This window comes from Luteibacter sp. OK325 (assembly GCF_003050935.1).
In the GTDB taxonomy this organism is placed as follows: domain Bacteria; phylum Pseudomonadota; class Gammaproteobacteria; order Xanthomonadales; family Rhodanobacteraceae; genus Luteibacter.
In genome coordinates this window covers 752,140-774,927 of record NZ_QAOX01000002.1, presented here as the reverse complement: position 1 = coordinate 774,927, position 22,788 = coordinate 752,140, and the positions used below count along the sequence as shown (strand labels likewise).

17 protein-coding genes are annotated in these 22,788 nt (G+C 60.6%); 9 read left to right on the top strand and 8 right to left on the bottom strand.

What is annotated here, in order from left to right; all coding sequences use genetic code 11:
- The first annotated feature begins 104 nt into the window (after positions 1-104).
- The 5 genes from C8J98_RS07230 (at position 105) to C8J98_RS07210 (ending at position 9,353) form a co-directional block, all read left to right on the top strand.
- Positions 105-5,504 carry a hypothetical protein gene (locus C8J98_RS07230; RefSeq protein WP_158272640.1) on the top strand — a complete coding sequence of 1,800 codons (5,400 nt, stop codon included), beginning with the start codon at positions 105-107 and terminating at the stop codon, positions 5,502-5,504.
- 180 nt (positions 5,505-5,684) lie between these two features.
- Entirely contained in the window at positions 5,685-6,689 is a 1,005-nt protein-coding gene (locus tag C8J98_RS07225; protein ID WP_158272639.1) for an RHS repeat-associated core domain-containing protein, read from the top strand.
- Between the two features lie 92 nt (positions 6,690-6,781).
- Positions 6,782-7,114, top strand: a complete 333-nt coding sequence (locus tag C8J98_RS07220) for a hypothetical protein (protein ID WP_146171586.1) — start codon at positions 6,782-6,784, stop codon at positions 7,112-7,114.
- A gap of 108 nt (positions 7,115-7,222) precedes the next feature.
- Positions 7,223-7,696, top strand: a complete 474-nt coding sequence (locus C8J98_RS07215; RefSeq protein WP_107912399.1) for a DUF4265 domain-containing protein — start codon at positions 7,223-7,225, stop codon at positions 7,694-7,696.
- Positions 7,697-8,681: 985 nt separating this feature from the next.
- Positions 8,682-9,353, top strand: a complete 672-nt coding sequence (locus tag C8J98_RS07210) for a hypothetical protein (RefSeq protein WP_107912397.1) — start codon at positions 8,682-8,684, stop codon at positions 9,351-9,353.
- A gap of 47 nt (positions 9,354-9,400) precedes the next feature.
- On the opposite strand, the gene C8J98_RS07205 is transcribed toward C8J98_RS07210, so the two are convergent.
- The 7 genes from C8J98_RS07205 to C8J98_RS07170 all read right to left on the bottom strand — a co-directional run bounded on the left by C8J98_RS07205 (position 9,401) and on the right by C8J98_RS07170 (position 17,365).
- Positions 9,401-10,483, bottom strand: a complete 1,083-nt coding sequence (locus tag C8J98_RS07205) for a glycoside hydrolase family 99-like domain-containing protein (RefSeq protein WP_107912395.1) — start codon at positions 10,481-10,483, stop codon at positions 9,401-9,403.
- Complete coding sequence (locus tag C8J98_RS07200) at positions 10,483-11,016, bottom strand: hypothetical protein (protein WP_107912393.1); 534 nt, start codon at positions 11,014-11,016, stop codon at positions 10,483-10,485. Before C8J98_RS07200 ends, C8J98_RS07205 begins: the two co-directional genes overlap by 1 nt.
- Positions 11,017-11,048: 32 nt before the next feature.
- Complete coding sequence (locus C8J98_RS07195; RefSeq protein WP_107912392.1) at positions 11,049-11,858, bottom strand: Fic family protein; 810 nt, start codon at positions 11,856-11,858, stop codon at positions 11,049-11,051.
- A gap of 30 nt (positions 11,859-11,888) precedes the next feature.
- A complete protein-coding gene (locus tag C8J98_RS07190; protein WP_146171584.1) occupies positions 11,889-13,196 on the bottom strand; it encodes a retropepsin-like aspartic protease in 1,308 nt (435 codons plus the stop codon).
- Positions 13,197-13,244: 48 nt separating this feature from the next.
- Positions 13,245-13,793 carry a hypothetical protein gene (locus tag C8J98_RS22025; protein WP_158272638.1) on the bottom strand — a complete coding sequence of 183 codons (549 nt, stop codon included), beginning with the start codon at positions 13,791-13,793 and terminating at the stop codon, positions 13,245-13,247.
- Between the two features lie 111 nt (positions 13,794-13,904).
- Positions 13,905-16,094: a peptidase domain-containing ABC transporter gene (locus tag C8J98_RS07175; RefSeq protein ID WP_233260148.1), complete on the bottom strand. Its 2,190-nt coding sequence runs from the start codon at positions 16,092-16,094 to the stop codon at positions 13,905-13,907.
- The gene (locus C8J98_RS07170) at positions 16,091-17,365 is read right to left on the bottom strand and encodes an HlyD family efflux transporter periplasmic adaptor subunit (RefSeq protein ID WP_158272637.1); all 1,275 of its coding nucleotides are present in this window, start codon (positions 17,363-17,365) and stop codon (positions 16,091-16,093) included. Before C8J98_RS07170 ends, C8J98_RS07175 begins: the two co-directional genes overlap by 4 nt.
- Positions 17,366-17,832: 467 nt before the next feature.
- Between C8J98_RS07170 and C8J98_RS07165 the strand changes: the two genes are divergently transcribed.
- The gene (locus C8J98_RS07165; protein WP_107912382.1) at positions 17,833-18,945 is read left to right on the top strand and encodes an ankyrin repeat domain-containing protein; all 1,113 of its coding nucleotides are present in this window, start codon (positions 17,833-17,835) and stop codon (positions 18,943-18,945) included.
- Between the two features lie 214 nt (positions 18,946-19,159).
- Here C8J98_RS07165 and C8J98_RS07160 read toward each other — a convergent pair whose 3' ends face one another.
- Positions 19,160-19,591 (bottom strand): hypothetical protein, encoded by a 432-nt coding sequence (locus C8J98_RS07160; RefSeq protein ID WP_107912380.1) that lies wholly within the window; start codon positions 19,589-19,591, stop codon positions 19,160-19,162.
- A 435-nt stretch (positions 19,592-20,026) separates the two neighbouring features.
- On the opposite strand from C8J98_RS07160, the gene C8J98_RS07155 reads away from it, so the two are divergent.
- The 3 genes from C8J98_RS07155 to C8J98_RS07145 all read left to right on the top strand — a co-directional run bounded on the left by C8J98_RS07155 (position 20,027) and on the right by C8J98_RS07145 (position 22,719).
- On the top strand, positions 20,027-21,361 hold the full coding sequence (locus tag C8J98_RS07155) for a hypothetical protein (RefSeq protein ID WP_146171580.1): 1,335 nt from the start codon (positions 20,027-20,029) through the stop codon (positions 21,359-21,361).
- Between the two features lie 322 nt (positions 21,362-21,683).
- Complete coding sequence (locus tag C8J98_RS07150) at positions 21,684-22,286, top strand: hypothetical protein (RefSeq protein ID WP_107912377.1); 603 nt, start codon at positions 21,684-21,686, stop codon at positions 22,284-22,286.
- A 118-nt stretch (positions 22,287-22,404) separates the two neighbouring features.
- On the top strand, positions 22,405-22,719 hold the full coding sequence (locus tag C8J98_RS07145; RefSeq protein WP_146171578.1) for a hypothetical protein: 315 nt from the start codon (positions 22,405-22,407) through the stop codon (positions 22,717-22,719).
- Positions 22,720-22,788: the final 69 nt, after the last annotated feature.

The following is a 22,788-nucleotide window of genomic DNA, read 5'->3' as shown; positions in this document are numbered from 1 at the left end:
TGTTGACGATGCAAGACACGGCCTTCGGTCGTGTGCGGCGCGGTGTGAGTATCTCCAGGGCTCTATTGATTGCGACTGTGCTGGCGTCAGTGACAGGATCCGTCTTGGCACAAAGCAACGCGCAGCCCGAGGACGAGTACAAAAAACTCATCCAGGTGTCCCAGGACATCCAGCCCCTTGGCGACAATCCCTTCGGTGAGCGCATCGGCCTTTATGACGGCAGCCTGTCCTTCCGCCAGGTCGACGTCACGGTCACCGGCACCGGGCCAACCATCACTGTCGGTCGGGAGTTCATTCTCCACAGCATGGATGACAGGCCGGATTTGCAAAACCGCGCCTTTGGCGACTGGGACATTGAGCTTCCCCTCATCACCACGACCACCGCCAATCAAAATAACGTCAAGGGTTGGCTTGTCGCCTCGACCAATCCAAAAACCATCTGCAGCGATTTTCGCGCGCCGCCAAGTGTGGCCGCGCCGGGTGGGGATTCTGAACGTGCGGACTGGGAGCCGGCATCGTGGTGGACCGGTTACCAGCTTCACATTCCCGGCGAAGGAAGCCAGGAGCTGCTGCAACGGTCGGCAGAGAACACCGCTACGCCCGGAGTCGGTGGACTGGTCTACCCGATTGTAACCAAGCAAGACTGGGCGGTTGGCTGCCTCCCCCAAGCGAGCAACGATCCGACGACCGAAGGTTTTCTTGCAGTAGGCCCGGACGGAACGAAGTATTGGCTGGACCACCTGTCTTACCGCTACATGCCAAACATCACGCGAGCCCTCGATGCGGGTCCGGGCGACCGGGCGGCCAAAGCTGATGGCACGTTCAAGCCGAACGCGCTTGACTCCGACCTGCTGCTTCGCCGCGAAGGTCGCATGCTGGTCACCCGCATCGAGGACCGGTTTGGCAACTGGGTCACCTATGCTTACAGCGGTGACCTTGTCACGGATATCACGGCGAGCGATGGCCGGCATGTCACGATTGCCTATGACGCCGGAACGCCCCGCGTCCACGGCGTTACCGTGCAGGGCGGGGCGGCTGGCACCCGAACCTGGACGTACGCCTATACGAAGCAGGGACTCCTCAACACGCTGACCTCCGTGACGCAACCGGATGGGTCGGCCTGGTCCTTCAATCTGGGTGACTTTGGACTCAATGCTTGGGTCGACATGTCTTCAGCGGGCACGTGCGACGCCATTGGTGAGCCAGGAAATCTCGGCAGGCCTTATACCGGCAGCATCACGCATCCGTCGGGATTGACCGGAACCTTCAATGTCACGCCTCTCAAGCGCGGCCGATCACACGTGAGCCGTGTGTGTGCCGCCGGCACGAACACATCCCCGAGTCCCAGTGGGCCGGGTACACACGCACTGATTCCGAACGCGTCGTACGGTATGGGCATCACGCAAAAGCAGGTCTACGGCGCGGGCGTCGCCACGCCGGAGCAACCGCAAATCTGGAACTATGCCTACTCGCCCTCCAACGAGAGCTGGTCAATCAATTGCACCAACGGGTGCCCGAACACGGTCTCGACGACCGTGACGTATCCTGACCTGCACGCAGAACGCAGCACCTTCAGCAATGTTTACGACTGGTCCGAGAGCCTGCTTCAAACGGAAGAGGTTTTTGATGGAGCAGCCGACAGCACCACCCGTCGCCGCCTCACTGAATACCAGTATGTAAACCCCGAAAAGAACCTGGACGGCACGAGCAAGGACGGTCGTGCTGCGGCTTACCCACAGTACTGGGGTTTCCCTCCGTCGAACCGCGTCAACGAGGCGCAGTACCGGCAGCGCTTTCCGGTAGGCACTCAGGTCGTGACGTCCGAGAACGATACCTACACATGGAGCGCGACCGCGTTCAACGCGTTTGCGAGGCCCACTCAAATTCAGCGCAGCAGCTCGCTGGGATACGGGGTCACCGAGAAGACGACATTTCAGGAAGACTCTCCGGACTACGCCCCGGCTTTCTTCGCACGCTGGGTTTTGGGCATCCCGTTGCAGGCTGAGAACCTGACTGAAGGGGTTGTCGTCAGCCGGGATGTCTATGAGCTGACGAATCTCACGCTTTCCCAGCGCTACAGGTTTGGACGGAAAGTCGTTGACTACACGTTTGATGGGCAGGGAGAGCTTGCGACTTTCACCGACGGCAACGGCCACACCACCGCACTTTCGAACTACAAGCGGGGCATTCCCCAGACGATTACTTATCCTGCCGCGCCCGTGGTGACGACGCAGAGCCTGCAGGTCGACGACTTCGGCCAGATCGCCGCCATTACCAACCAGGTGGGTGCGACGACGACCTACGGCTACGACGCCATCGGACGCATCGCCAGCATCACGTACCCTGCGGACGATTCAATTCCCTGGAACACGAAGACCTTCAGCTACGCGTTCGCTGGCGACGCCACGCGTGGTTTGCCCGGTGCGCATTGGCAGCGCTCGGTCGTTCAGGGCGCCAAGGTCCAACTCACCGCCTTCGACGCCATGCTTCGGCCGGTTATCGATGACACTTACGGCACCGATGGAACGCCGTCGGCAAGCACGCGCACAGACTACGACTGGAAGGGGCGAAAGACATTCCATTCGTACGCGTATTCGCGCAACGGCGATGGCACGCTGCCCGCACTGGCGGCGATGGACTTTGGTGTCGCTGACCGTTATGACGCGCTGGGTCGCCCGACCCAGTCCTTCCAGCACTCCGAACTTGGCGACCTCTATACCGCGACCGAATACCTGCCGGGCGGCGAGAAACGAACGACGGATCCTCGCGGCAAGAAGACCTCGATATGGGGACAAGCCTTTGATCAACCGTCCTATGGGAGCGTGACCCGCGTCGTGGGCGAAGAGGGTGTCGAGCAAACCATCAGCCGCGATACCTTGGGCAATCCGAGGTCGATTAGCCAGGTTGACTCCGGCAAGACGATATCGAAAACGATGACCTACGACGACGACAGGCGTCTGTGCCGGTCGTTCGAGCCGGAGTCCGGCAGTCAGATCATGGACTACGATGCTGCCGACAATCTGGTCTGGAGTGTCTCCGGCGCGTCATTCAATGACGCAGGCTGCGGTCGGGACCAGGTGGCCGAGGCCGCAAAGACCGTGCGCGGTTACGACGCGATGAACCGCCTGACGTCGGTCACCTACCCGATGGGCACCCCGGCCAGTACGTTCTCCTACGATGCCCTCGGCAATCCATCCGGTTCGACGGTTGGCGACAAGGTGACCTGGACATTCGGTCACAGCAAGCTGGGCGCGCTGACCGCGGAGGTGCTCGCCGTTGACGGGTGGAACTGGGCACTCGGGTATGAGTACGACGGCAACGGTGCCTTGAGCAAGGTGCACTACCCGAACGGGGACATCCTGCAGTACCACCCCGATGCGATGGGTCGCCCGACGTCGGTGGAAAATTACGCGACGTCCATCGCCTATTTCCCCGACGGGGACGTGGCATCTTTCAACCTCGGCAATGGTGCCGTGTACTCGGCAGAGAAAAACGACCGCAAATTGCCCAGCAATTTTACTTACGCCAAGGGTGGGGTCTTCAACGTCAGCGAGGACTTCGTCTACGACCCCGCCGGCAATGTGGCGGCAATCAATGACGTCGCTGGAAACGGGCAACGCAGGAAGGTGATGACCTACGACGGTCTCAATCGCCTGACTTCGGCAACCGCCGACAACCTGTGGGGCAGCGAGACGTACACCTACGACACGCTCAACAACATTCGCAGCATCGTCAACAGCAGTGGCACCAACACGTACACGTACAACGACTCGAACCTCCTCACGTCCATCAGCAATGCGTCCGGACAGGTTCACGCGTTCACCTACGACGCTCGCGGGAATACCGTCGTCAAGGACGCAAAAACGCTGACCTTCGACGAAGCAAACAGGCTTGTGGCCACAGCAGCGAACGGCGGGACTTACCTGTACGACGCGGCTGGACGTCGGGTGGAGAAGAAAACCCCCTCGGCCACGACCTACTACGCTTACAACAGCGCCGGTCAGCTGATGTTCGAGTACGACAATGCATCGACCAATGGTACGAACTACGTCTATCTCGGCAAGAAGCTCATTGCGAGCGCCAAAGCGACCAATTCAGTCGTTATCGGCGCCATCGACCGGTTTGTGGAGGGGGCAAGCGCCTCCTTGGGCGGATGGACGTGCTCGACCGGCTTGCCGACCTCGCTCGACGTCCGGCTCTATGCCGGCGGACCTACGGGGACGGGAACCGCTGTCGGCGTGTATCACGCCAACCTCGCCAGTGAGGCGGCCCTGCAGTCGCAATGCCACTCAACGGGCAGCGCGTACCGCTTCACCATCACATTTGCCGAGGCAGACCGGATCGCCTATGCCGGGCAGCCCCTGTATGTGAATGGCATTTCCGTCACCGGTGGCGCAGATACCCAGCTCACCGGGTCCGGGACGTTCAACATGCCGGCGTCCGTTCGGGCGCCGGTGCCACCTGCGTCGACGAGCACGGCACTGTCGGGTGACCTTGCCACCATCACCGTGACCTGGTCCGCGACGGCCAACACCACGAGCTACAAGCTCGAGCAGCAGTACAACGGCGGCGCGACATGGACGGTCGTCTACACCGGAACGGCCAGGACGGCGACCGTCAGCAATCCGGCGGACGGAACCTATGCATTCCGTGCGCGGGGTTGCAATGCCATCGGCTGCGGGGACCCGACGGTGTCAAACACCGTCACCGTCGCGCACATTCCCCCGGCCCCGTCCGGCATCACGGTTCCCGCCACTTCGACGGGTGCTGTGCCGGTCAGCTGGCCGGCGGCGCCTTACGCGACCCTCTACCGTCTTGAGCACACCTACACCGGAGCCTGGACCGAGGTGTACGTTGGCGGGGCAACGTCTGCGACCGTCAACGAGGGTGTGTCAGCCGGTTGGTATTACCGAGTGCGGGCCTGTAACGCCAACGGCTGTAGCGGATACACGACGAGTGCACCCGTGTCCGTTCTGCTGCCGCCCACCACACCGCCGACCCTCAACGGCGGTGGGACGAGCACCAATGGTGCTTACGGCCTCAACTGGTCTGCCTCTCCGGGGGCAACGGTCTACAACCTACTCGAAAACATCAACGGTGCGGGTTGGACGGCAGTCCAGTACTCGGCATCACAGTCCTGGTCTACAGCGGGACGGGGGAACGGGACGTATTACTACCTGGTTCAGGGCTGCAACGCGTCGGCATGCACGAACTGGAGCAACCAGGTCGCAGTCACGGTGTCGAACATTCCCCCAACGCCGCCGCGCCCTACAGCGACCGTGCATGTCGTCAACCGTGACAAGCGAACAGTGAGGGTCGTCTGGGCAGCGCAGCCGTACGCGACGCGATACGAGGTGCTGGAAAACAACATATCGGTGTATGGCGGGGCGGAGCTGTTTTACAGCAACCTGCAGGACGCGGGGGCACGGCTTACTTATGTTGTTCGCGCCTGTAACGCTTCGGGCTGTTCTGGCTGGAGTGAGTCTGAAACGGCGAATCCGTGATGTGTCGGTATCGCGTCGTCGGCCGGTTCGGCGGCGCGAGTAGCGCTTGCCATATGTGCGCTGGCAAGCGCGGCACGGGAAGGGATCTACAAATACGCTCGTCTCGTGGCACCCATCGGCGCCCCTGAGACGATAAAAGGCCCAATTCCAGCAAAACCAATGCAAGGACAGGCAACCGACATGATGAAGCAGATTCTCGACCGGATTAGGCAACGCTGCATCGGTATCACGGCATCAGGTTGGCCTGTGCGCAGGGCGCCACCCCGTATTGCTGTCTTCCTGACAGTTACCGGTTTCGCCCTCGCATTCGCCCAGGGGGCATTCGCTGCGGCGACGGTGACCTATTACTACACCAGTCCCCAAGGGACGGTTCTGGCCAAGGCTGATGCGGCCGGCAATGTCATCAGCAACGCCGACTACCGGCCCTACGGCATTCAGGCGCTCGGCGCGCCAGAAGTCGGACCAGGTTATTCGGGCCACGTGAACGACCCGGACTCGGAGCTCATCTACATGCAAGCGAGATACTACGATCCCACGGCGGGTCGCTTCCTCAGTCGGGATCCCGTTATGCTCAAGGCCGGAGATTCTCATGGGTTCAACCGCTACAGCTACGCCAACGACAACCCAATAACGAACATTGACCTTGATGGACGCTCATCCTGCCCTGGCCAAAGCAAGTTTGTCTGCATTCAGTCTGACACGTACAACGCTAGTCGGTCAGCTGGAGAGACCGTTCAAGCTTCGCCGACGGTGCGTGCCGCCATGGTATCGGGCATGGGTGCGGTAAGTGTTAGCGCAAAAGAAACGAAAGAGAAAATCGGTTTCATCAAGCGGGATGCCAAAGGAGAACTTGGCGCCATAGCGTCAACCGACGCTACTACTTCGAGTAGTCGCACAACCGACTCCGCAACAGCCGCAAAGCCGGAGGATGCCGTTGCTGTCATACACGGTCATATTGATGGGCGTTCCGACGGCGTAGTCAGCCCTGCAGACGCTCGGCCCCTCGCACAGGGTCTCCCGAACGGCGTAGTGAGTGAGGGACGGGTCGGTGTGACGGAATTGGTGAATGGCAGACTTCAGTTCCAGATGTTGGAGGGTCGTATGTCGGCACATGAATCGGACGCGCTTCAGAAAAGTTTAGACAAGCAGCAACTTGGACCTGACTTTTCGGGCCCGGAGAATTGATGATGCGAGCACAGGTTTCACTACTGACAGCGTCACTCTTGTTGTTTTCGTGCTCCATCCCTGCCGGTGGAAATCAGGGGGCGACCACTCGTATGGAAGATGTTCTCGCGCACCCCGACCTTTACAACGGGAAGCGAGTCACGCTCACCGCGTGGATTACTCTCCGCAGTGAGGACCAGAACCTTTGGGCAAGCTGGAACGACCATGAACGGTGGGAGACCCGGAAATGTATTTCGTTGATGAACTACGACGTGCTCTCGGGCAAGGCTTCGCTGCTCGACGGCCACCGCGTAAAGGCGACAGGAATCGTTCGAAGCGACGCCAGCGGAAGAGGTGCTGTTATTCGTCTTGCCGCGTGTCGCGATCTTGGTCTCGAACTAATTGATGCTACGTCGGTCGAGGTGGCCGACCCTGGTGGAAAGTAGTGGACGAGTTCCCTGTGGTGGAAAATCTTGCAGTATTGCTGCGAGTTCCATCGGCATGATGTTGCATTGGTACGACACAGCGACGAACTTTTCAGTCGGAATAGAAGCATGAAGTATCAGCAGGGAGACTATGTCGCGGTGCATGCAGACCCGGTTTGGCGGGTGCGGTCGAATTTCGTTTTTCGGATGCCTATCGAAGGTGAAGGCGACGAGCGCCATTGGGAACAGCTATGGTGGGAGAGGCTGAGCGATACCCGCTTTGTACTGTGCTGTATTTCTTTTTTCGCCTATGACCTTTCTTTGGGAGATGAAGTAGTCGTAGACGCCGACCGCAGCATCCTCGAGATTCCAAAGCCGTCGGGGCAGTGGACGTATCGAGTATGGTTCGGGGATGTGGCACCAGACCGCCGGGAGGCCGCGCTTGAGCGCATCGAAACGGAAGGTCCTATCATGGAATGGTCGTCAGAAAATCTGCTCGCACTCAGTGTTTCTGCCGATAAGTCGGAACAGTTCGCAGACGTCTTGGCCGATATGCAAACTGGCGGTCTCTTGCGATATGAGACCGGGCGCACCAAGGCGTGAGGGGCTGTGGTCTTTGCCAATTCAGCTGCTACAGGCATGAGCCGATCATGCCTGTAGCGCCGCGGGCGGAAGAATGGCCGCGCTTGACGCCAAATATTTCCCAGTGACTGCGCGGCGCCGAAGACTGCGCGCGCCGGGTGCGGGCATCCGAACCGTCAGGATGCGACGTGCTGCCGATTAAAGACTTGAGCGAGTTGAAACGATGGGTTGAGCTTTCTACGGACGACGTCAGCCTGCCCTTCGAGACATCCCTCGGCGCCTCTCTGAAGTATCTTGCCTTCGTCGATACAGCTGTTCGATCTTGGGAAGGGGCGAACGACTACCGTCGTGAGTTTCGCGATCGGCGCGAGATGTTATCACCCAAGCGGCGCCTTGATGAGAGGGGCAGCCGACGTGGATTCAGCGCGCGGCGGGTGCTACGTTGCGTGGACACCTTCCCTAGGCACTTTGTTGCGGGCGGTCGCCACCGAAAAAGGCATGTTTTGCGGGGTGGGGTGGATCGACGTACGGTCTCCCACTCTCTCCGCCATACCACTAATGTCATAGTAAAAGCAGTTACTTGGAGTGGTCAGCGAAATACGCAATCGGGACACATTTCGGGACACATAAGGTCTCGCATGCGCATCCCGCACTACCTCGTCAAATCCCCAAGTGGCACCTGGCACTTTCGTCGGCGCATGCCCGTGTCCCTCATTGTATTGCCAGAGCTCTCGGGGAACCGCCCTGATGGTGAGCCGGGCGAGCGATGTGCGGACGGGCTCAGCGACGTTTGGAGGGGCCACATTGCATCACTGTCTAGAGCGAGGCCGGGACCCCACCATCGCTTCACTGAGGCATGGCGGGGAGGATCTCCACGCGTAAAACGACGGTTGTTCGGCGCCGTGACGGTGTCCTCCGAATTCCGACGCACCGATGCTATAAACCCTTTGCGGGCAAACAGCATCCACATGCATGGCACAATGCGTGCCAATCGAAAAGGGAAGACATGGACATCGAAACACGGCTGGCCACACTGGAGGCCCGCAACACGAAGCTCACCGTCATCTGCGGCGCATTGGCAGTCCTCTGTATGGGATTGGGCACGACCTTCGCCGTCGCCGGACCCACACGGAGCCAGCCCGACGTCATTCACGCCAAGGGACTCGTGATTGAGGATGCCAACGGTCATCCCCGCATTCTCATCGGTGCGCCGTTTCCGGACGTTCCGGCTCGCATCCGCCACGATGAGCGGACGGCCGCGATGGAGTTCCTGGACGAGAAGGGTCATGACAGGCTGACGGTCGGCGATTCCTTTACACCCCAAATCAAAGGGGTGGTTCCGGCGAATTTCCACCGCATTGGGGCGGGCGTCGGCATTACGCTCCACGACACTGACGGCAACGAGCGCGGTGGCATGTCATGGCTCAGCAATGGTCGGGGCGGCATTGCGTTTGATTATCCCGAGCGCGACGCCATCGGCATGTATGTCGATGACAAGGACAGGTCCGCCACTTTCGTTCTTGAAAATCCCGATGCCGCTGTCGGAGACAAGAGCCTGCTTGAGCTGACCGCTCGGGGAAAAGGCGGGGAACTCAAACTGTTTGACGCCGCTGGCAAGGCCAAGACGCGCTGGGTCATCGACAATGGCAACATGACAGCCACGCCAGACCCTCGGTAACCGCGTTCGCACTGCGCGGCGGTTCGCTACGAAGCGGGATGTCCGGGTCAGACTTCGATGGCGCTCTCGACCAGGACACAGGCAAGGCCTGCCCGCGTTGCTTCGAGATAGGCGTGACCCGATGCAAGATCAGGTTCGAGGTGCGCGCCTTCTCCCCATTCGTTCCAAGCGTTGACAAACACCAGTCGTTCGCTGTCTTCCCTGTGACGATGGGTCCACCTGGACACGCCAGAAACCCAGCGCTCATAGATGGCGGGTGAGCCGTCGGCAAAAAGCATAGCGTGGTCGCCGCGTCTGGGCGAGTTGTCCCATCCGGGCATGACGCCGCGAAACCACGTGTACGGCGGGTTGTCTTTCTCGAGGCAGGTGTCGACGAACCCTTCGTAGGAGGCAACGGTTCCCTGGAACTCCGGCGCCTTGCCAGGAAGCGATGCGTTCGGATACCGGAGGATCGGCGCGCCAAACGGTGGAAATTCCACGGCCGCGTCGAATCCGCACAAGCGGGGGTCGACCATGTCTTTGGACTGGACGGCGGCGAGATACAGGCCATCGAGTCCGTGCAACGTCGCCAGTGCTCGCCAGAGCGCTGCGCAACGGCCGACGTCGGGGATGGCAAGCGCCCGGGACACGAGCAGCAAGGGCATACCCTTGACCCTGATGTAACGGGGGTCCTTCAGGTAAGGCAGGGTGTCGAGAAAAAACCGGGTTTCCCAGCCTTCGCCGTAGCTTTGCGGGACGAGCGTATCGTCCGGCTGGCCGGTCCAGCTCCTGACCCAGGGCTCGTTTGCCCAGGCAAGGCAGAACGGAAAGTCGGGGGAGCCGAGCCGGAGGACCTCGTCGAGAGGGCGTTCGAGGATGCGCTTGCCGTCGAACCAGTAGTGGTAATAGCAAAAACCGTGGATGCCGTAGGTGCGGGCAAGGTCAGCCTGTGCCTGCCGGACTTTCCCGACGCGCAAATCGTAGAAGCCCAGATCCGCTGGTTCATGCGGCTGGAGGTGGCCTTCGAAGGCAGGGCGCGCGCGGCTCGTTGCGCGCCACTCGGTAAAGCCCTTTCCCCACCACGTGTCGTTTTCCTCCACCGGGTGGAATTGCGGCAGGTACATGGCAATGGCGCGGATGTCGTTGTCCATCACGTGCCGTTGTCCCTGCAATCGACCAGCACCAGGCCCTGCTTGACGACCATGTCTCCGGTCTTTTTGGAATACAGAACGCTGAAGTATGAAATGGTCTTGATGAGAACGAGTGGGTCGCCATCGCAGGGAACCAGCCGGGCGTCCAGGCCAAGTCTTTTCCACGCCGACTGGAGCACCTTCAGCTGGCCGGCGTCGAACAGGTGCTCATCGGCCACGCGGTAAAGGCACACCGCATCCAGATCGCGGGGGGCACTGTTGGCAAGGACCGTAAAGCTGCCGCCGATGAGCACGAAGTCAACCGCGATGCCAGCGTGGGTGGCCCCGTCCAGTGCTGCAACCAGCTTGCCGACCAAATCCTCCCGGCCGGGCCACGTGGACGCTATCCGTTTGAAGCTGTCGATGCCAATGACATACGGGGTCGAGTTCTGGGGCGTGCTCTCGCGCTCGCTCGGTGTAAAGACCGGAAACGAGGCCGCCGCCGCTGCCAGGAATCGTTCTGTCGCAGGGTCCTGATGCGTCCGGGTGTCCATGATGGCGGGTCCAATAATGGGTGTAGGCGGGTTTATGTGGTGGAACGGGTCGCCCAGTGGGTCACCACCGTGGAGACAAAGCCGACAAGACCGGACCAGTCGTTCCGCAGCTCCGCTTCCCGGATGCGAAACGTGAGGCTCCTGCGGCTGCCCAGGGCGTATTCATGCAACGGGACGTAAGCGCCCGGGGCGGTGTTGGCCAGCAGCACGTGGTTGGCAAGGATTCTTGCCACGCGGCCGTTGCCGTCGCCGAAGGCATGCACGTTGGTCACGGTGGCGAGGGCCACACTCGCGCGTATGACCGCTGGAAGGTCGGCATTCTCACGAAGCCACACGCGCATGCGCTCAAATGATGCGATGCCTTCCTCGGGGGAGAGGAAGGCGACGCTGACGCCCATGAAAGGCTCGGTCCGGTTTCTGCCAGAAGGGTGGGTCACGGCCGCACGGCCGGTGACGCCACTACAAAGAGCCGGGAGCAAGCGCATGAGTGATTCGATGTCAGGGGCCGCCAACGCGTCCCGAAGGGCGTCCTGGCGGTGCTGGAGCGTGCGCAGCTCGTCTTGCGTGCGCAACCAGCCGTCAGCCACTTCTGAGGCCGGTGCTGCAAACGACAGCGGATGCTCGAGCGCCGTCCAAACGGCGTCGTCTTCCGGCACCAGCTCGGACACCGCCAGGTGAAGAGGAAAAATCCCAAGGGACGGCAGCAATAAATCCGCTTCCCGGGCCATATCAATCAACCGAGGTGAAAGGCTGGCGGCCGTCGGCGGCACCACCGCTTGCCGGGTCACCACCTTTATCGTGGCCTGAGCTGGCGCAGCCGTTCGGGTGCGGGCCGTCTTCATTGCGCCCGCTTCAACGTCAGCGAGCCTGCCTCAACCGCCAAAGCACATCACCCGGCGGTTGAAATCGATATAGGCGCTGGTGCCGTCGAGAAGCTTGAGGCCGGCCACATAGATCACGCCAGACTTTGCCGCGCGCACCCGGACGGCGACCTGCTGGCTTGCGTCTCCGAGACCAATCTGTTTGCTCTTGACCACATACGTCGAAGCAACGGGGCCCTGCGCCGTGATTTGCATGGTTTGTTCGACCTTGCCGTTGAGCTCGTCGGGGTTGTCCGTGCCGTACTGGTCAAGCACCCCCGTAAAGCCGGTGTCGAGCACGGCGCGCACGCGGCCGCCATTGACCTCGATGGGAACAATGAGCTTTGGCGCGGTCCCAATGAGGGTGGAGCGCATGACGAGGGGATGGGTCTGGCAACGGGCCGGGGCATCTGCACCGACGACAACCACCTTCGACGAAAAGGTGACCTGGCCCAGCTGGCGCAAGGTGCCCAGCCCGATGACGTTGGGGGTGCCCGACGACCCCACCGCAATGGGCACATTGCGCAAGGTTACCTGGCCGATGGAGAGGGAAGGCACCGTGCCAAGCCCCGAGTCGCCGCTACCGGTCGAAATCCAGTGGGGAATGGCGTGAATGCCGAGAGCTTCCGCTGTCGGGCTGTTGAGCAGGGACATGAGCCCTGCGGTGTCGAGCACCGCATCAAAACGGGTCTCCCCGGAGCGGACCTCGACTGCCATGGGCTCAATGGTTGATACCGGATTGAGCGGGCCCTTCTTGAGAACGTGGATGCCGAGGGACCACGGCGCGCCGCTGTTGCCTTCGATGGCAACGTCGTCTTTGAACTGCAGGAACGGTGCGTAATCCGGGATCTTCTCGAGATCGCTCAACGCGAACGCCTGACCCTGCGATTGCCGCAGCAGAGGATAGAATTTCGTCCTCATGGCATTCAGCTGTCGCGCCCACTCGCCGGGGTGATCCTGGAGGAGCTCGTTGCCGGCTTTCAGCATGGCGCAGGCAAGCTCCTGGACCATGTTTTTCTGTTTCTGACTCTCTTCAATGCACTGGTTTGCTGCCGCCGTTGATGCCTGGAAATCCATGCCGATGCGCGCGCGGGCAGCCTTCGCAAACAGGGCAGTCAGCGGCGAGGGCGGCCTTTTCTCCAGCGCGAGCAACGCCTCACTGTCTCCGCTTTCGACCGCCTTGATGACGCCGGTGTTGTCGGACATGTCGTTGTACTTCAGTGCAGGCTTGCCGGGGGTTTGCGCCGCGACACTCGCCGACGCAAGGCTTGCGGAGAGAAGGGCGGTCAGGAGGCACAATCTGGTATGAGCGTTGGTCACGGAAGTCTTACCTAAATGGTGGAGGGGCGCGCGCGCCCCTCCGGTGAATCAGAAAGTGTATTTGACCTGGAGATGGGCAGACACTTCGTCGTTGCCGGTGTTGAAGCCAGCATCAAAGTGAAGCTGCAACCCGTTTCCGAGATCCCAGTCATATCCGCCGACCACGCTCGGGACGAAGCCCGTGCCCGGGCTCGACGAGCTGAACACGAAGGTTCCGTTCGGCGTCGTCAGGCTCGCATTGGCAGACAGGGTGTTGATGTGACCGGCGTCGGTGATGTCCATGGCGCCCGAGAAGGCCCAGTCCCCCGCAGACAAGGTCCAGTTGCCGTGGTTGACACCCGGCGACTGCGCGTTGTCGGAGGCGTGGAACGTGAAGTTTGCATCAACCGGCGGCGCGTCACCGTGTGCCGGACTGTCGCCACCACTACCGCTGCCGCTGCCACTGCCGCCACCACCACCGCCGCCGCTGCCGCCCTCGGCACCGCCGCCCCAACCGCCATTGCCGCCGCCGTCACCCGAGCCACCTGGCCCGTTAACGACAATCGTATCAAGGCCACCCGCAACCAACTCAAGCTCGTCCTTAGTAAGAGTACGCATTGCAATCTTTTCCATGTGAGGGTGTCCGGAAATTCACCGTCCCGGACTTCGGTTTGTCATCCGGGCCGGCGACAGGGGCCGGCACCAGACAAATCTCAATGGGCAGAAGCTTCACGCTGCCTCTGTCTCGTCGGCATCGGCCGTGGACGGACTGGCGGTCTGGATGCTCGCTGCAATCAGCTGGCCGTTCAAAAGAACAAGGACCCGGTCAGCCGTCGAGACGGTTTCCGGTCGGTGGGCGACCAAGACCCGCGTCATCTGCATCTCTTTCAAGAGCGCTGCAATCCGACGTTCCCGTTCGATGTCCAGATGACTGGTGGCCTCGTCGAGAACGAGAATGGACGGCTTCCGGTACAGGGCCCGCGCGAGAAAAATCCGTTGTTGCTGACCCCCCGAGAGGCTCGACCCCATGTCGCCGACCAAGGAGTGGTAGCCCATTGGCATGGCGCTGATGTCGTCGTCGATTTCAGCGCGCCTTGCGGCGTCGCGGACATCGGAGGGCGTTGCGTCGTCATCGAAGAAGGAGATGTTGTCGGACACAGTTCCTGCAAACATCTTGTCGTCTTGCAACACGGTTCCAAGCAAAGACCGGAGTGCGCTCTTGCCGAGCTGCGACAACTCGATGCCACCTACGTAAATTTTGCCCGCCTGTGGGTCCAGGAGCCCGAGGAGAAGGCGCAAGACAGTGCTCTTGCCGCTCCCGGAGGGCCCGACAATGGCCACGCACTCCCCGGCAGCAATTTCAAACGACGCCCGGTGCAGGATCCACGGGTCCGACTCCGAATACCGGAAACTGACATTGTCGAACCGGATGGACGGCGCCGGCGTGGGGCCCGCATAGGTGCCGTGGAGGTGCTGTTCCGGCGGCATCATCACGATGTCGGCAAGGCGCTCGCCCTGGAGTCTGAGCAGGCGCAACTGGATGAGGTAGTCGGCAAAGCCAGTAGCACGCGTGGTGAACTGGTCTGCGTAGCTGACAAAGGCCATGAGCATGCCCGCCGTCATATCGCCCTTCAGTGCCAGCCACGCGCCCAGCCACAGGACTCCCACGCGCTGGAGGCCGGAAGACAATCCGCTCATCGCGTCAAAGGCTAGGGTCAGCCGCTGCACGGAGACCTGCGTGTTGAGCGCGTCAGCGGTGTGATTGAGATAACGCGCGGAGCGCATGGCTGCCTGGTTGTTCAGCCGGATGGTCTGCACACCACGGATGGACTCCATGAGGCTGGTCTGCTGCCGGGCGTTCATCACAATCTGGCTGAGATTGGCTTCCTGGAACGAGCGGAAGTACGCGATGCGGAGCAGGGCATACACACTGACGCTGGCGACGATGATGCATGTCAGCACGGGGCTGTATATGGCGATAAGCACGAGCGTCGCCACGGCCATGAGGCCGTCAAGCATGGCGCCGACCAATTGGGTGGTCAGGCTCTGCTGGATGACCGAGATGGCCCCGAACCGGGATACGACATCACCAAGATGGCGTTTGAGGAAGTAGATTTGCGGCAGCCGCATCAGGTGCTGGAAGACGTGGCCCGTCCAGTTCATCGTAAAATGCGTGCTCAGCCAGACCACAGACCATGTGCGAAACGCCGTGATGACCGTTTGGGCGACGACGAGCATGACGAACGAGAGACCGACCATCATGAGCAGGTCGTGGTCCGAGTCCGCAAGGACCTGGTCTACGACGACTTGCAGCAGCTGTGGCATCAGCAGCGCAATCACCTCGAGCGCGATGGCAAAGCCAAAGATGTTGCGCAGCGACGACCCGATGCCCCTGACCGACCCGGCGAGCTTTCGAAGTGAGACAGACGGAGGTGCTTTCTTGCGCTGGAAAGCAGGGCCCTTCCCTATCTCAAGCGCCACGCCGGTAAACATGGACGCAACGTCTTTCGTTGAAACCTTCCGCGTGCCGCCGGCAGGGTCCTGGATGACGACGTGTGCGCTGGAAACTTCGCTCAGGACAACGAAGTGGTCGAGATTCCAGTGCAAGATTGCCGGGAGCTGGAGGTCGCCGAGTTCCTCGACTTCGAGCCGGACGGGACGAGCGACCAGCTGCAACGCCTCACACCAGCGAACCAGTTCACCGAGCGTTGTGCCCTTGATGGACACCGGGAACCGCTGGCGAAGTTCCGACATGGTGGTGTGATGGCCGAAGTACCCCAAGAGCATGCACAGGCAGGCAAGCCCGCATTCGGCCGCTTCCGTCTGGCGCACGAGCCGAAGGCGACGGCGGGGGTGCATCTGGAGAAGCTCGCTCCAGCCTTCGCCGTCCACGATCTTGTCCTCTGCGGGCGTGCTCACGGCCGGTGGTCCTCAAAGCGCTTCTTCATGCCAATGAGCGGCTCGAACATCCATTCAATGAGGCTGCGCCGGTCGAGGAGAAGGTCGGCATCGAGGGTCATCCCTGCTTTCAAGAGCTCTGAACGGCCGTAGGCAGTGACCTGCTGGGACGCGAGCGCAACATCAATCCGGTACAAAGGGTCGGGTTCGACCTGGGCCTGGCCGAGAATGAAAGCGACTTCCTGCGGGTTCATGGCACTTCGCGAGATGGACGAAATCACGCCCTTTTGGACGCCAAACTTCTGGTAGGGGTAGGCCTGGAGGTGAATGGCGACGTCCCTGCCAACACCGACAAGTCCAACGGCCTCGCTCTTGACCAGAAGCTGCGCAACGAGTTTCGTGTCGTCCGGAACGATAGAGACAAGGGTCTGGGAAGCTGCTGCTGCCTGTCCGGACTTGACAAGGACGCTGGACACCTCGCCGGACGTTGGTGCCAGCAGGACCATGGAGCGCTCGGCTTCAGCCTGGGCCAAGGCCTGTTCCGCTGCAGATTTTTGTCCGTTCAGCTCACTGATCTTGGCCGACAATTGCATGGGCGTCTGCGCAATCTGGGCGAGCGCCGTTGAGAGCTGCTGCGCAGTGTCTGCGCGTTGCCTCTGCAACGTTTTGACCTGGACTTGCGTGTTGAGCAAGTCGGACTTTTGTTGCTGGACCTGGAAAGCCGAGATGAATCCTTTCTCCAGCAATGGCGCCACTTTCACGAGCATCGCCTGCTGCAAATCGATCTGGGCTTTCTGAAGGACTATCTGCCCGTCGATGTCGCTTACCTGCTGTCTCGCGGTGGCAATTTGTCCGCGAAGTGCGGTCAGTTGTTCCTCGCTGAGCCGCTTTGCCTGGGCAATGTCTGTTTCGACACGCTGCACGTCCGCACGGAGATTGCCAATGATTGACGCGGACGTCGCGCCGAGCGCTTCGCTGCTGCGCTCGGCAGACAAAGCGACAACGGGTTGTCCTTGCCGGACATGCTCGCCTTCTCTCACCATGACGGCGGTGACGGTGGCTGGGGTGCGGGCAGACACGTCAATCAATCCTGCGGCGGGAACAAGAACGCCAGACACATGTACGCGGCGCGTGTAGGTTCCCAGTACGAGCCAAGCAATCACGCAAACGGCGAACGCCATTGACGCGAGCATGGCGTAGCGTTGCGAGAGGGGGGCGACAATACGCACCGGACCGAGTGCGTCGCCGCGCTTCCTATCGAGAGCTTCCTTGCGAAAAAGTCCGCTTTCCATGCGCCCATCCTCCATGAACTTGCGACCTGACTCTAGGTCGGGTTGCAACGTCTTGCAACCTTGCAGTGCAAAAGTGCTGGACAACCCGCGACGTCCGTCACAAATTGCGGGCTGTCGGACTTCCCCTACAGACAATGGGCGTGCGCTTCTGCTATTTGGCTGCTGCGAGAGGTGTCATCTTGCAGACATAAACTCTGTCGCAATCGCGCGTGTTTTCGGAACGAACACTGTTCGTCGTGTCGGTCCCAACCAGCATGCCCTCGTTGAAGGGGCGGGCGAGCCCCTGTTCGACGAATTTGTACGGACTAGGCGACAAAGGATGTCGTCGTCCAGGGAAGCCGGCCTGGCAGCCGGTTACGCGGCGGACTCAAAATCCGTTTGTGTCCCCCTTGACGGACTCCGATTCCTGGGTAGGTTGGAACGACCAACCCTCAAGGATGAGACCCATGCCAAGAATGCCCTGCATATTGCCTCCGAACACGTCGCGGTTCGGCCCGATCAATGAAACCCTGGCCCTCGGCCTCGCAATCCAGTATCGGGACCTTGCCCACGCGGCGATGTGCCTTGCCGACCGCGCCGACCCCACGCTTGAGTGCCTGTCCTACACCCCGGACATCCATGATGACGACGTCGTCGGCCTGACGCCCACGTCCATGGCGGCCCTCGTCGACAGCACACGCGGGGAGTTGCTTTTTCTCCCGCTCCTCTTGAACCGGGGCGGCAACATCAACCAGGTCGATTCGCGCGGACGGACGTTGCTGCACTTCGCTTGGCACCACGTCGTTGCGCGCTATCTGCTCGAACACGGGGCGCCCGTGCCCGAAGGCCTGCGCGCGCAGCTGCTCGATGCGCTCGGCAAGCTCGCCGGCACCAAGGTTTTTGGTGCCAATGCAACACCCGGCCATCTAGACGTGGACGGGACCCCAATCCCATTGGTGATGGCCCTTCGGGGGAAGAACTACCCATGGTTTGAGCGCTGTCTTCGCCCCGTGCCCGACGCCCTGGTCGCCCACGTCGTATCCCCAGGTGTCGTGGCCGACATGGCGGCGCTGGGCTATGAGCATGCGGACACCGTGCGGCCGAGTTCGGCATCGGGCACCCCGCCGCTCATTGCCCGCTTCGACGCGACGGTCGAGATTGTCCACGCCTTGCGCGAACGAGACTCCGCGCGCGTCCACGGGTTGCTCAAACTCGGGGCCATGGAAGCCGGGCGCTTTTTCTCGTGTGGAAAAAACCCTGGCGATCCGTACGAGGACTGGTCCGGTGCCGACGCGCTGGGTCTGGCTGCCATCCTCGACTCGCGCGCGGGCGACGTGCACCTGATGCCGCTCTTCGAAGGCTTTGCCGATTTCCATGCGGAACATTCCGACGTCGGAGAATCCCTGCTTCACCTGGCTGATTCGCCCTGGGTCTGCACGTGGCTGCTTGCACACGGCCTGTCGCCAGATGCAAAAGACTGCGAAGGAGAGACGCCCGACGAGAAGCTGTCGCCTGCACCACGCGCCATCATCGAGCGCTGGTGGTTGAACCAGGCGTTGCCGCAGGGGCAGGGCGAGGGGCGTGGGCGGGCGCGGCTTTGATGCCTGCTGTCTACCGTTTGGCCGCATCACGCCGAAGGCACGCTGCCAGGGCCCGGGTCGTGTTTCATCCGGGCCGTGGCAGGGGCATCTAGCGCCCATTGCTCCTTGCGGAGTTCACGTTGTAGTGCGCCTGCCTGGATGAGCTGCCACCGGGGCGGCGCACACAATTGCGAGCCCTAGTATCAGGTTCACGGCGCGGTCGATGATTGAGTCGTCAGCCCATGTCGTCCACGCGCCACCCTGTATCGATGAGGATTTTCCGGTCATCCGCGTTGAGCCGTTCACTGTTGACGGCGAGGCACAGAAAACGCGTGGGCCGGGAAAACCCGACGTAGGCATGACGCATCTGGGCGGGGAGGGTTTTGAGTGGCTTGCCCTTGACCGTCTTGCGCCCGGTCTGACGCGCGATGGCTTCGACCACATCGAACCGCTTCGAATAGCGTCCGATGGACTCGAGATAGAGCGTTGCGAGTTGCGTCTCCCCCTTGGTGTTGCCCACGGTGTCAACGGTGACGCTGACACTGCGGCCGCCCGCTGCCACAGCACAGGTCCGCAGCAAGCTCTTTGGGACTGGCGCGTCGTCATCACCTGTTGGATCGGCAAACACGGCGAGGGCCGCGAAGGCTTCAAGCGTGGTTTCTGGCATGAAGGGGGCAACTTCCTCGATCCGAATCGTCCGGACCCGGGTCTAACGAGCACAGCAGAAAACTACTCCCGTGAGTTGTATCTATGACTGCCAAGCTCGGCTGGGGAGGAGCGCATTTCTGCGAAGGAAGGTCAAGCATCGCACGGATCTCGTTGTGCACTTTAGCCACGGTCGCCGAGTTCAAGTGCCGTGTACACCGAGCGGTCCCTTGAGTTCTGTCGGTAGATGGCTGCGCAGCGCGCCGATCGGCGCGTGAAGCACGAACCTCTGACGTGAGCCGACGATTATTCGCTTATCTATGCCTGTGTCGGAGTGCGTAAACACGCATCATTGATAGCCTCCAAGTGACCGCTCTCTACTGTGCCAAACCTGTTACACGACATTTTCGGCAAGGCAGATATGGTCCGTTTACTTAGGTCGAATGGATGATTGTCAATGGAAGCGACGGCGGCTGATAGTCATCGATGTCATGGACTCGAGGCGTCACCGCGGGCATCGGCAACCGACAGTTATCGTGCCGATCCCATCCCACTCGGTGGCGAAATCGGCATTCGAAAAATAAAAGGTGATCTCATGAGCTATCACTTGACCTCTCTGTTGGTGCAGTGCCTGATCATCGTCTTCATACCCTGCATAGTTGTGTTCCCCGTTATCCGATACATGAAGGCGGGTCAAAAGATCAAACAGCTGGAGATTCTGGATGGGCAAAGCCCTCTCGCGGCAGGTTACTACTTCAGGATGTTTTGCAAGGCAACCGACGTCTCGGATACGCCAATCAAGAACGCCGAAAAGCTCAAGTCTGAATATGAAAAATGGTACGGAGAGCATTGGTTTAACTGGCCCCTCGTCATTGTGAGTGTTGTGGCGACAATAGGTGCGTACGTCGAGGTGACAGCTTTGGCGGCATTACTCTGCGACGCAGTCACTTGCTCGGCACGGATTCCGTTGGTATTCGCGCTTCCTATTCCTGCGATGACCGCGCTTGCCGGCGCGTTCATATGGGTAACGAATGATTTCATAACGCGTGCGCGCCGGCTCGATTTTTCTCCGTCTGATGTGCACTGGGGTACGCTACGTATCGCAGGTTCGATTCCGCTTGGGTACGCCTTTGTTTACTTCTATGCCTCCATCCCGCCCCGCGCAGAACCCGAAAGGATGACGGCAGCGGCGTTCATTGCATTCGCGATTGCCGCGTTTCCATTAAGTGAGACCCACCGAATGCTTCGCCGTCTGTTTCTTTGTCAATCGAGATTCTCTGAGTTTCTTAGCCTTCGCTCGGAAACGGACGAAGTCATGAAGCTTCAGGGTGTGAACAACGACATTTCGACGCGTCTTGCAAAGGAAGACATTACGACCATTACGCAGATCGCGTACTGTGACCCCATTCGAATCTCCATGCGATCGGGACTTTCGTTCAACTTCATTACCGATTGCATGAGTCAGGCACTAGCCTGGGAATATCTCGAAGAAGGACTGAATGTGATTCGGCCGCTTGGGTTTCGCGGAGCCGTCGAACTATCGAAATTGTATTCTCACCTACTTGAATCCAGTGATCCCAAGCTTCGAACCTGTGGGAAATCGATTCTGAGGAGTGTTTGCAAGGCACTAAATGCTTACGACGGAACGGAGGAGGGCGCGCGAGCGAAGGGTAAAACGCTGCATACTGTGCAAACACTTCGATTTCTTCTTCGCGAACTCGCGGGGGACCCCTTTACAATCTACCTCGTGAGCATTTCTGGTCGCGCCGACTGCGGCGCACTCGTATGCTGACGGCTGTCGTCGCGTGAGACGGATCGAAGCCCGGTTGTTCGCTGCCTGAAGTTCGTAATGAATACGCTAAGGTTGTCTGCTTCATTCACGTGCCTTTGTTTCTCGACGGCCCCGATCGACCTGCTTAAGCGTCGCGACGATCTGGCTCTCGGTGAAATTGCTCTTACGCATCATGGGTCTCCTTGGGGATATCTTGCCCGGCGACCTCGGATTATGTCTGGAGTAAGTTTACGGGGGGGCGACACCGGATTCGGACGAGTCTTGCAAGGCCAACCACTGCGTCGATCCGCCGGTAGGCACTAGTCCCATTGAGGATACGAGGATGGGCGCGCCGCGCCGACGAAAACTGACAATAATTTGGCTTACTGCCACGCTCGTGGCGACCTCGTCCTTACAGGCGGCGGGTGATAAGCGGGCGGCTCAAAAAGCGCTCGATGACGCGTTCGCCAACCTGGACCAGCTTACGAGCGCCGATGCGGATCCCCCCGTTTCTTCCCGATGGAAAAACATGGGCGGGCTGATGGTGTTGGCTCCAGGAAACGGCGGCGACGTCCGGCTGGCCGCCTGGACCTGGAAAAGCTCACTCAAGACAGTGTTCGGCCTTGCCGACGGCGATCCGAAAGCGCCCTGTGAAAGCGCACCCAGGACGGTTCGCTATAAGGTCGGCGGCGCGTGGCTTTCCTTTGATGTGGTGTGCAAGGGCGGGACGCGTGTCCTTTCGCCGCACAGCGCGAGGGAAAAACGCAGCATGTATGCGGCGGTCCGAACGGGTACATCACTGACCATCGTGTCGGTTCGCGGGCAAAAAGCCGAATTCGACTTGCGTGGCGTTGTCCTGGCCGACGCCGTGTTGAGGGTCATGGCTGCGGGGGCCCTCGTTCCAAGGGAGCCTGATACGTCTACATTCCCGCCGGCGGTCTTGTAGTCGGAAGGTCTGGCAATGGATGCAGGCGCAGTCGTGTATCGCTCATTTCACACTGCCCAGCTTCGGTGTTCACCCGCTTCAGCTACATCATGCGGTCGGCCTCCGGAGGACCGTTTCCATGAAAACTGTCATGCACGCTGCTGTAGTCTGCGCCCTGTTGTGCACCTCGGTTTACGCACAGGAACAAGCGGGCGCCGGTGTGGAAGTCAAAAAGCAAACCGCCAACTCAGGCGCCCAGACCGTTGTGGAAACCCCGAAGACGCGGAAGGCCGAAAGCGAACAGCGCCTCACTGATGGCCTGAATACCAAGCGGAACCAAAAGCCCCCGTCGGGTCCTCGTGACAGCTACGGCGTGCCCGTGCCCAGCCCGGTCGAAGGGCAGGGGACCAACGGCAGTACGGAGACCATGCGTGCGGCGGACAAGAAACATTGAGCTTCGTTAGCCCGCGAGGGGATGAGTTGATGCTGTCCTTCACGCCGCTGTCGGTTCGTCCTGACACAG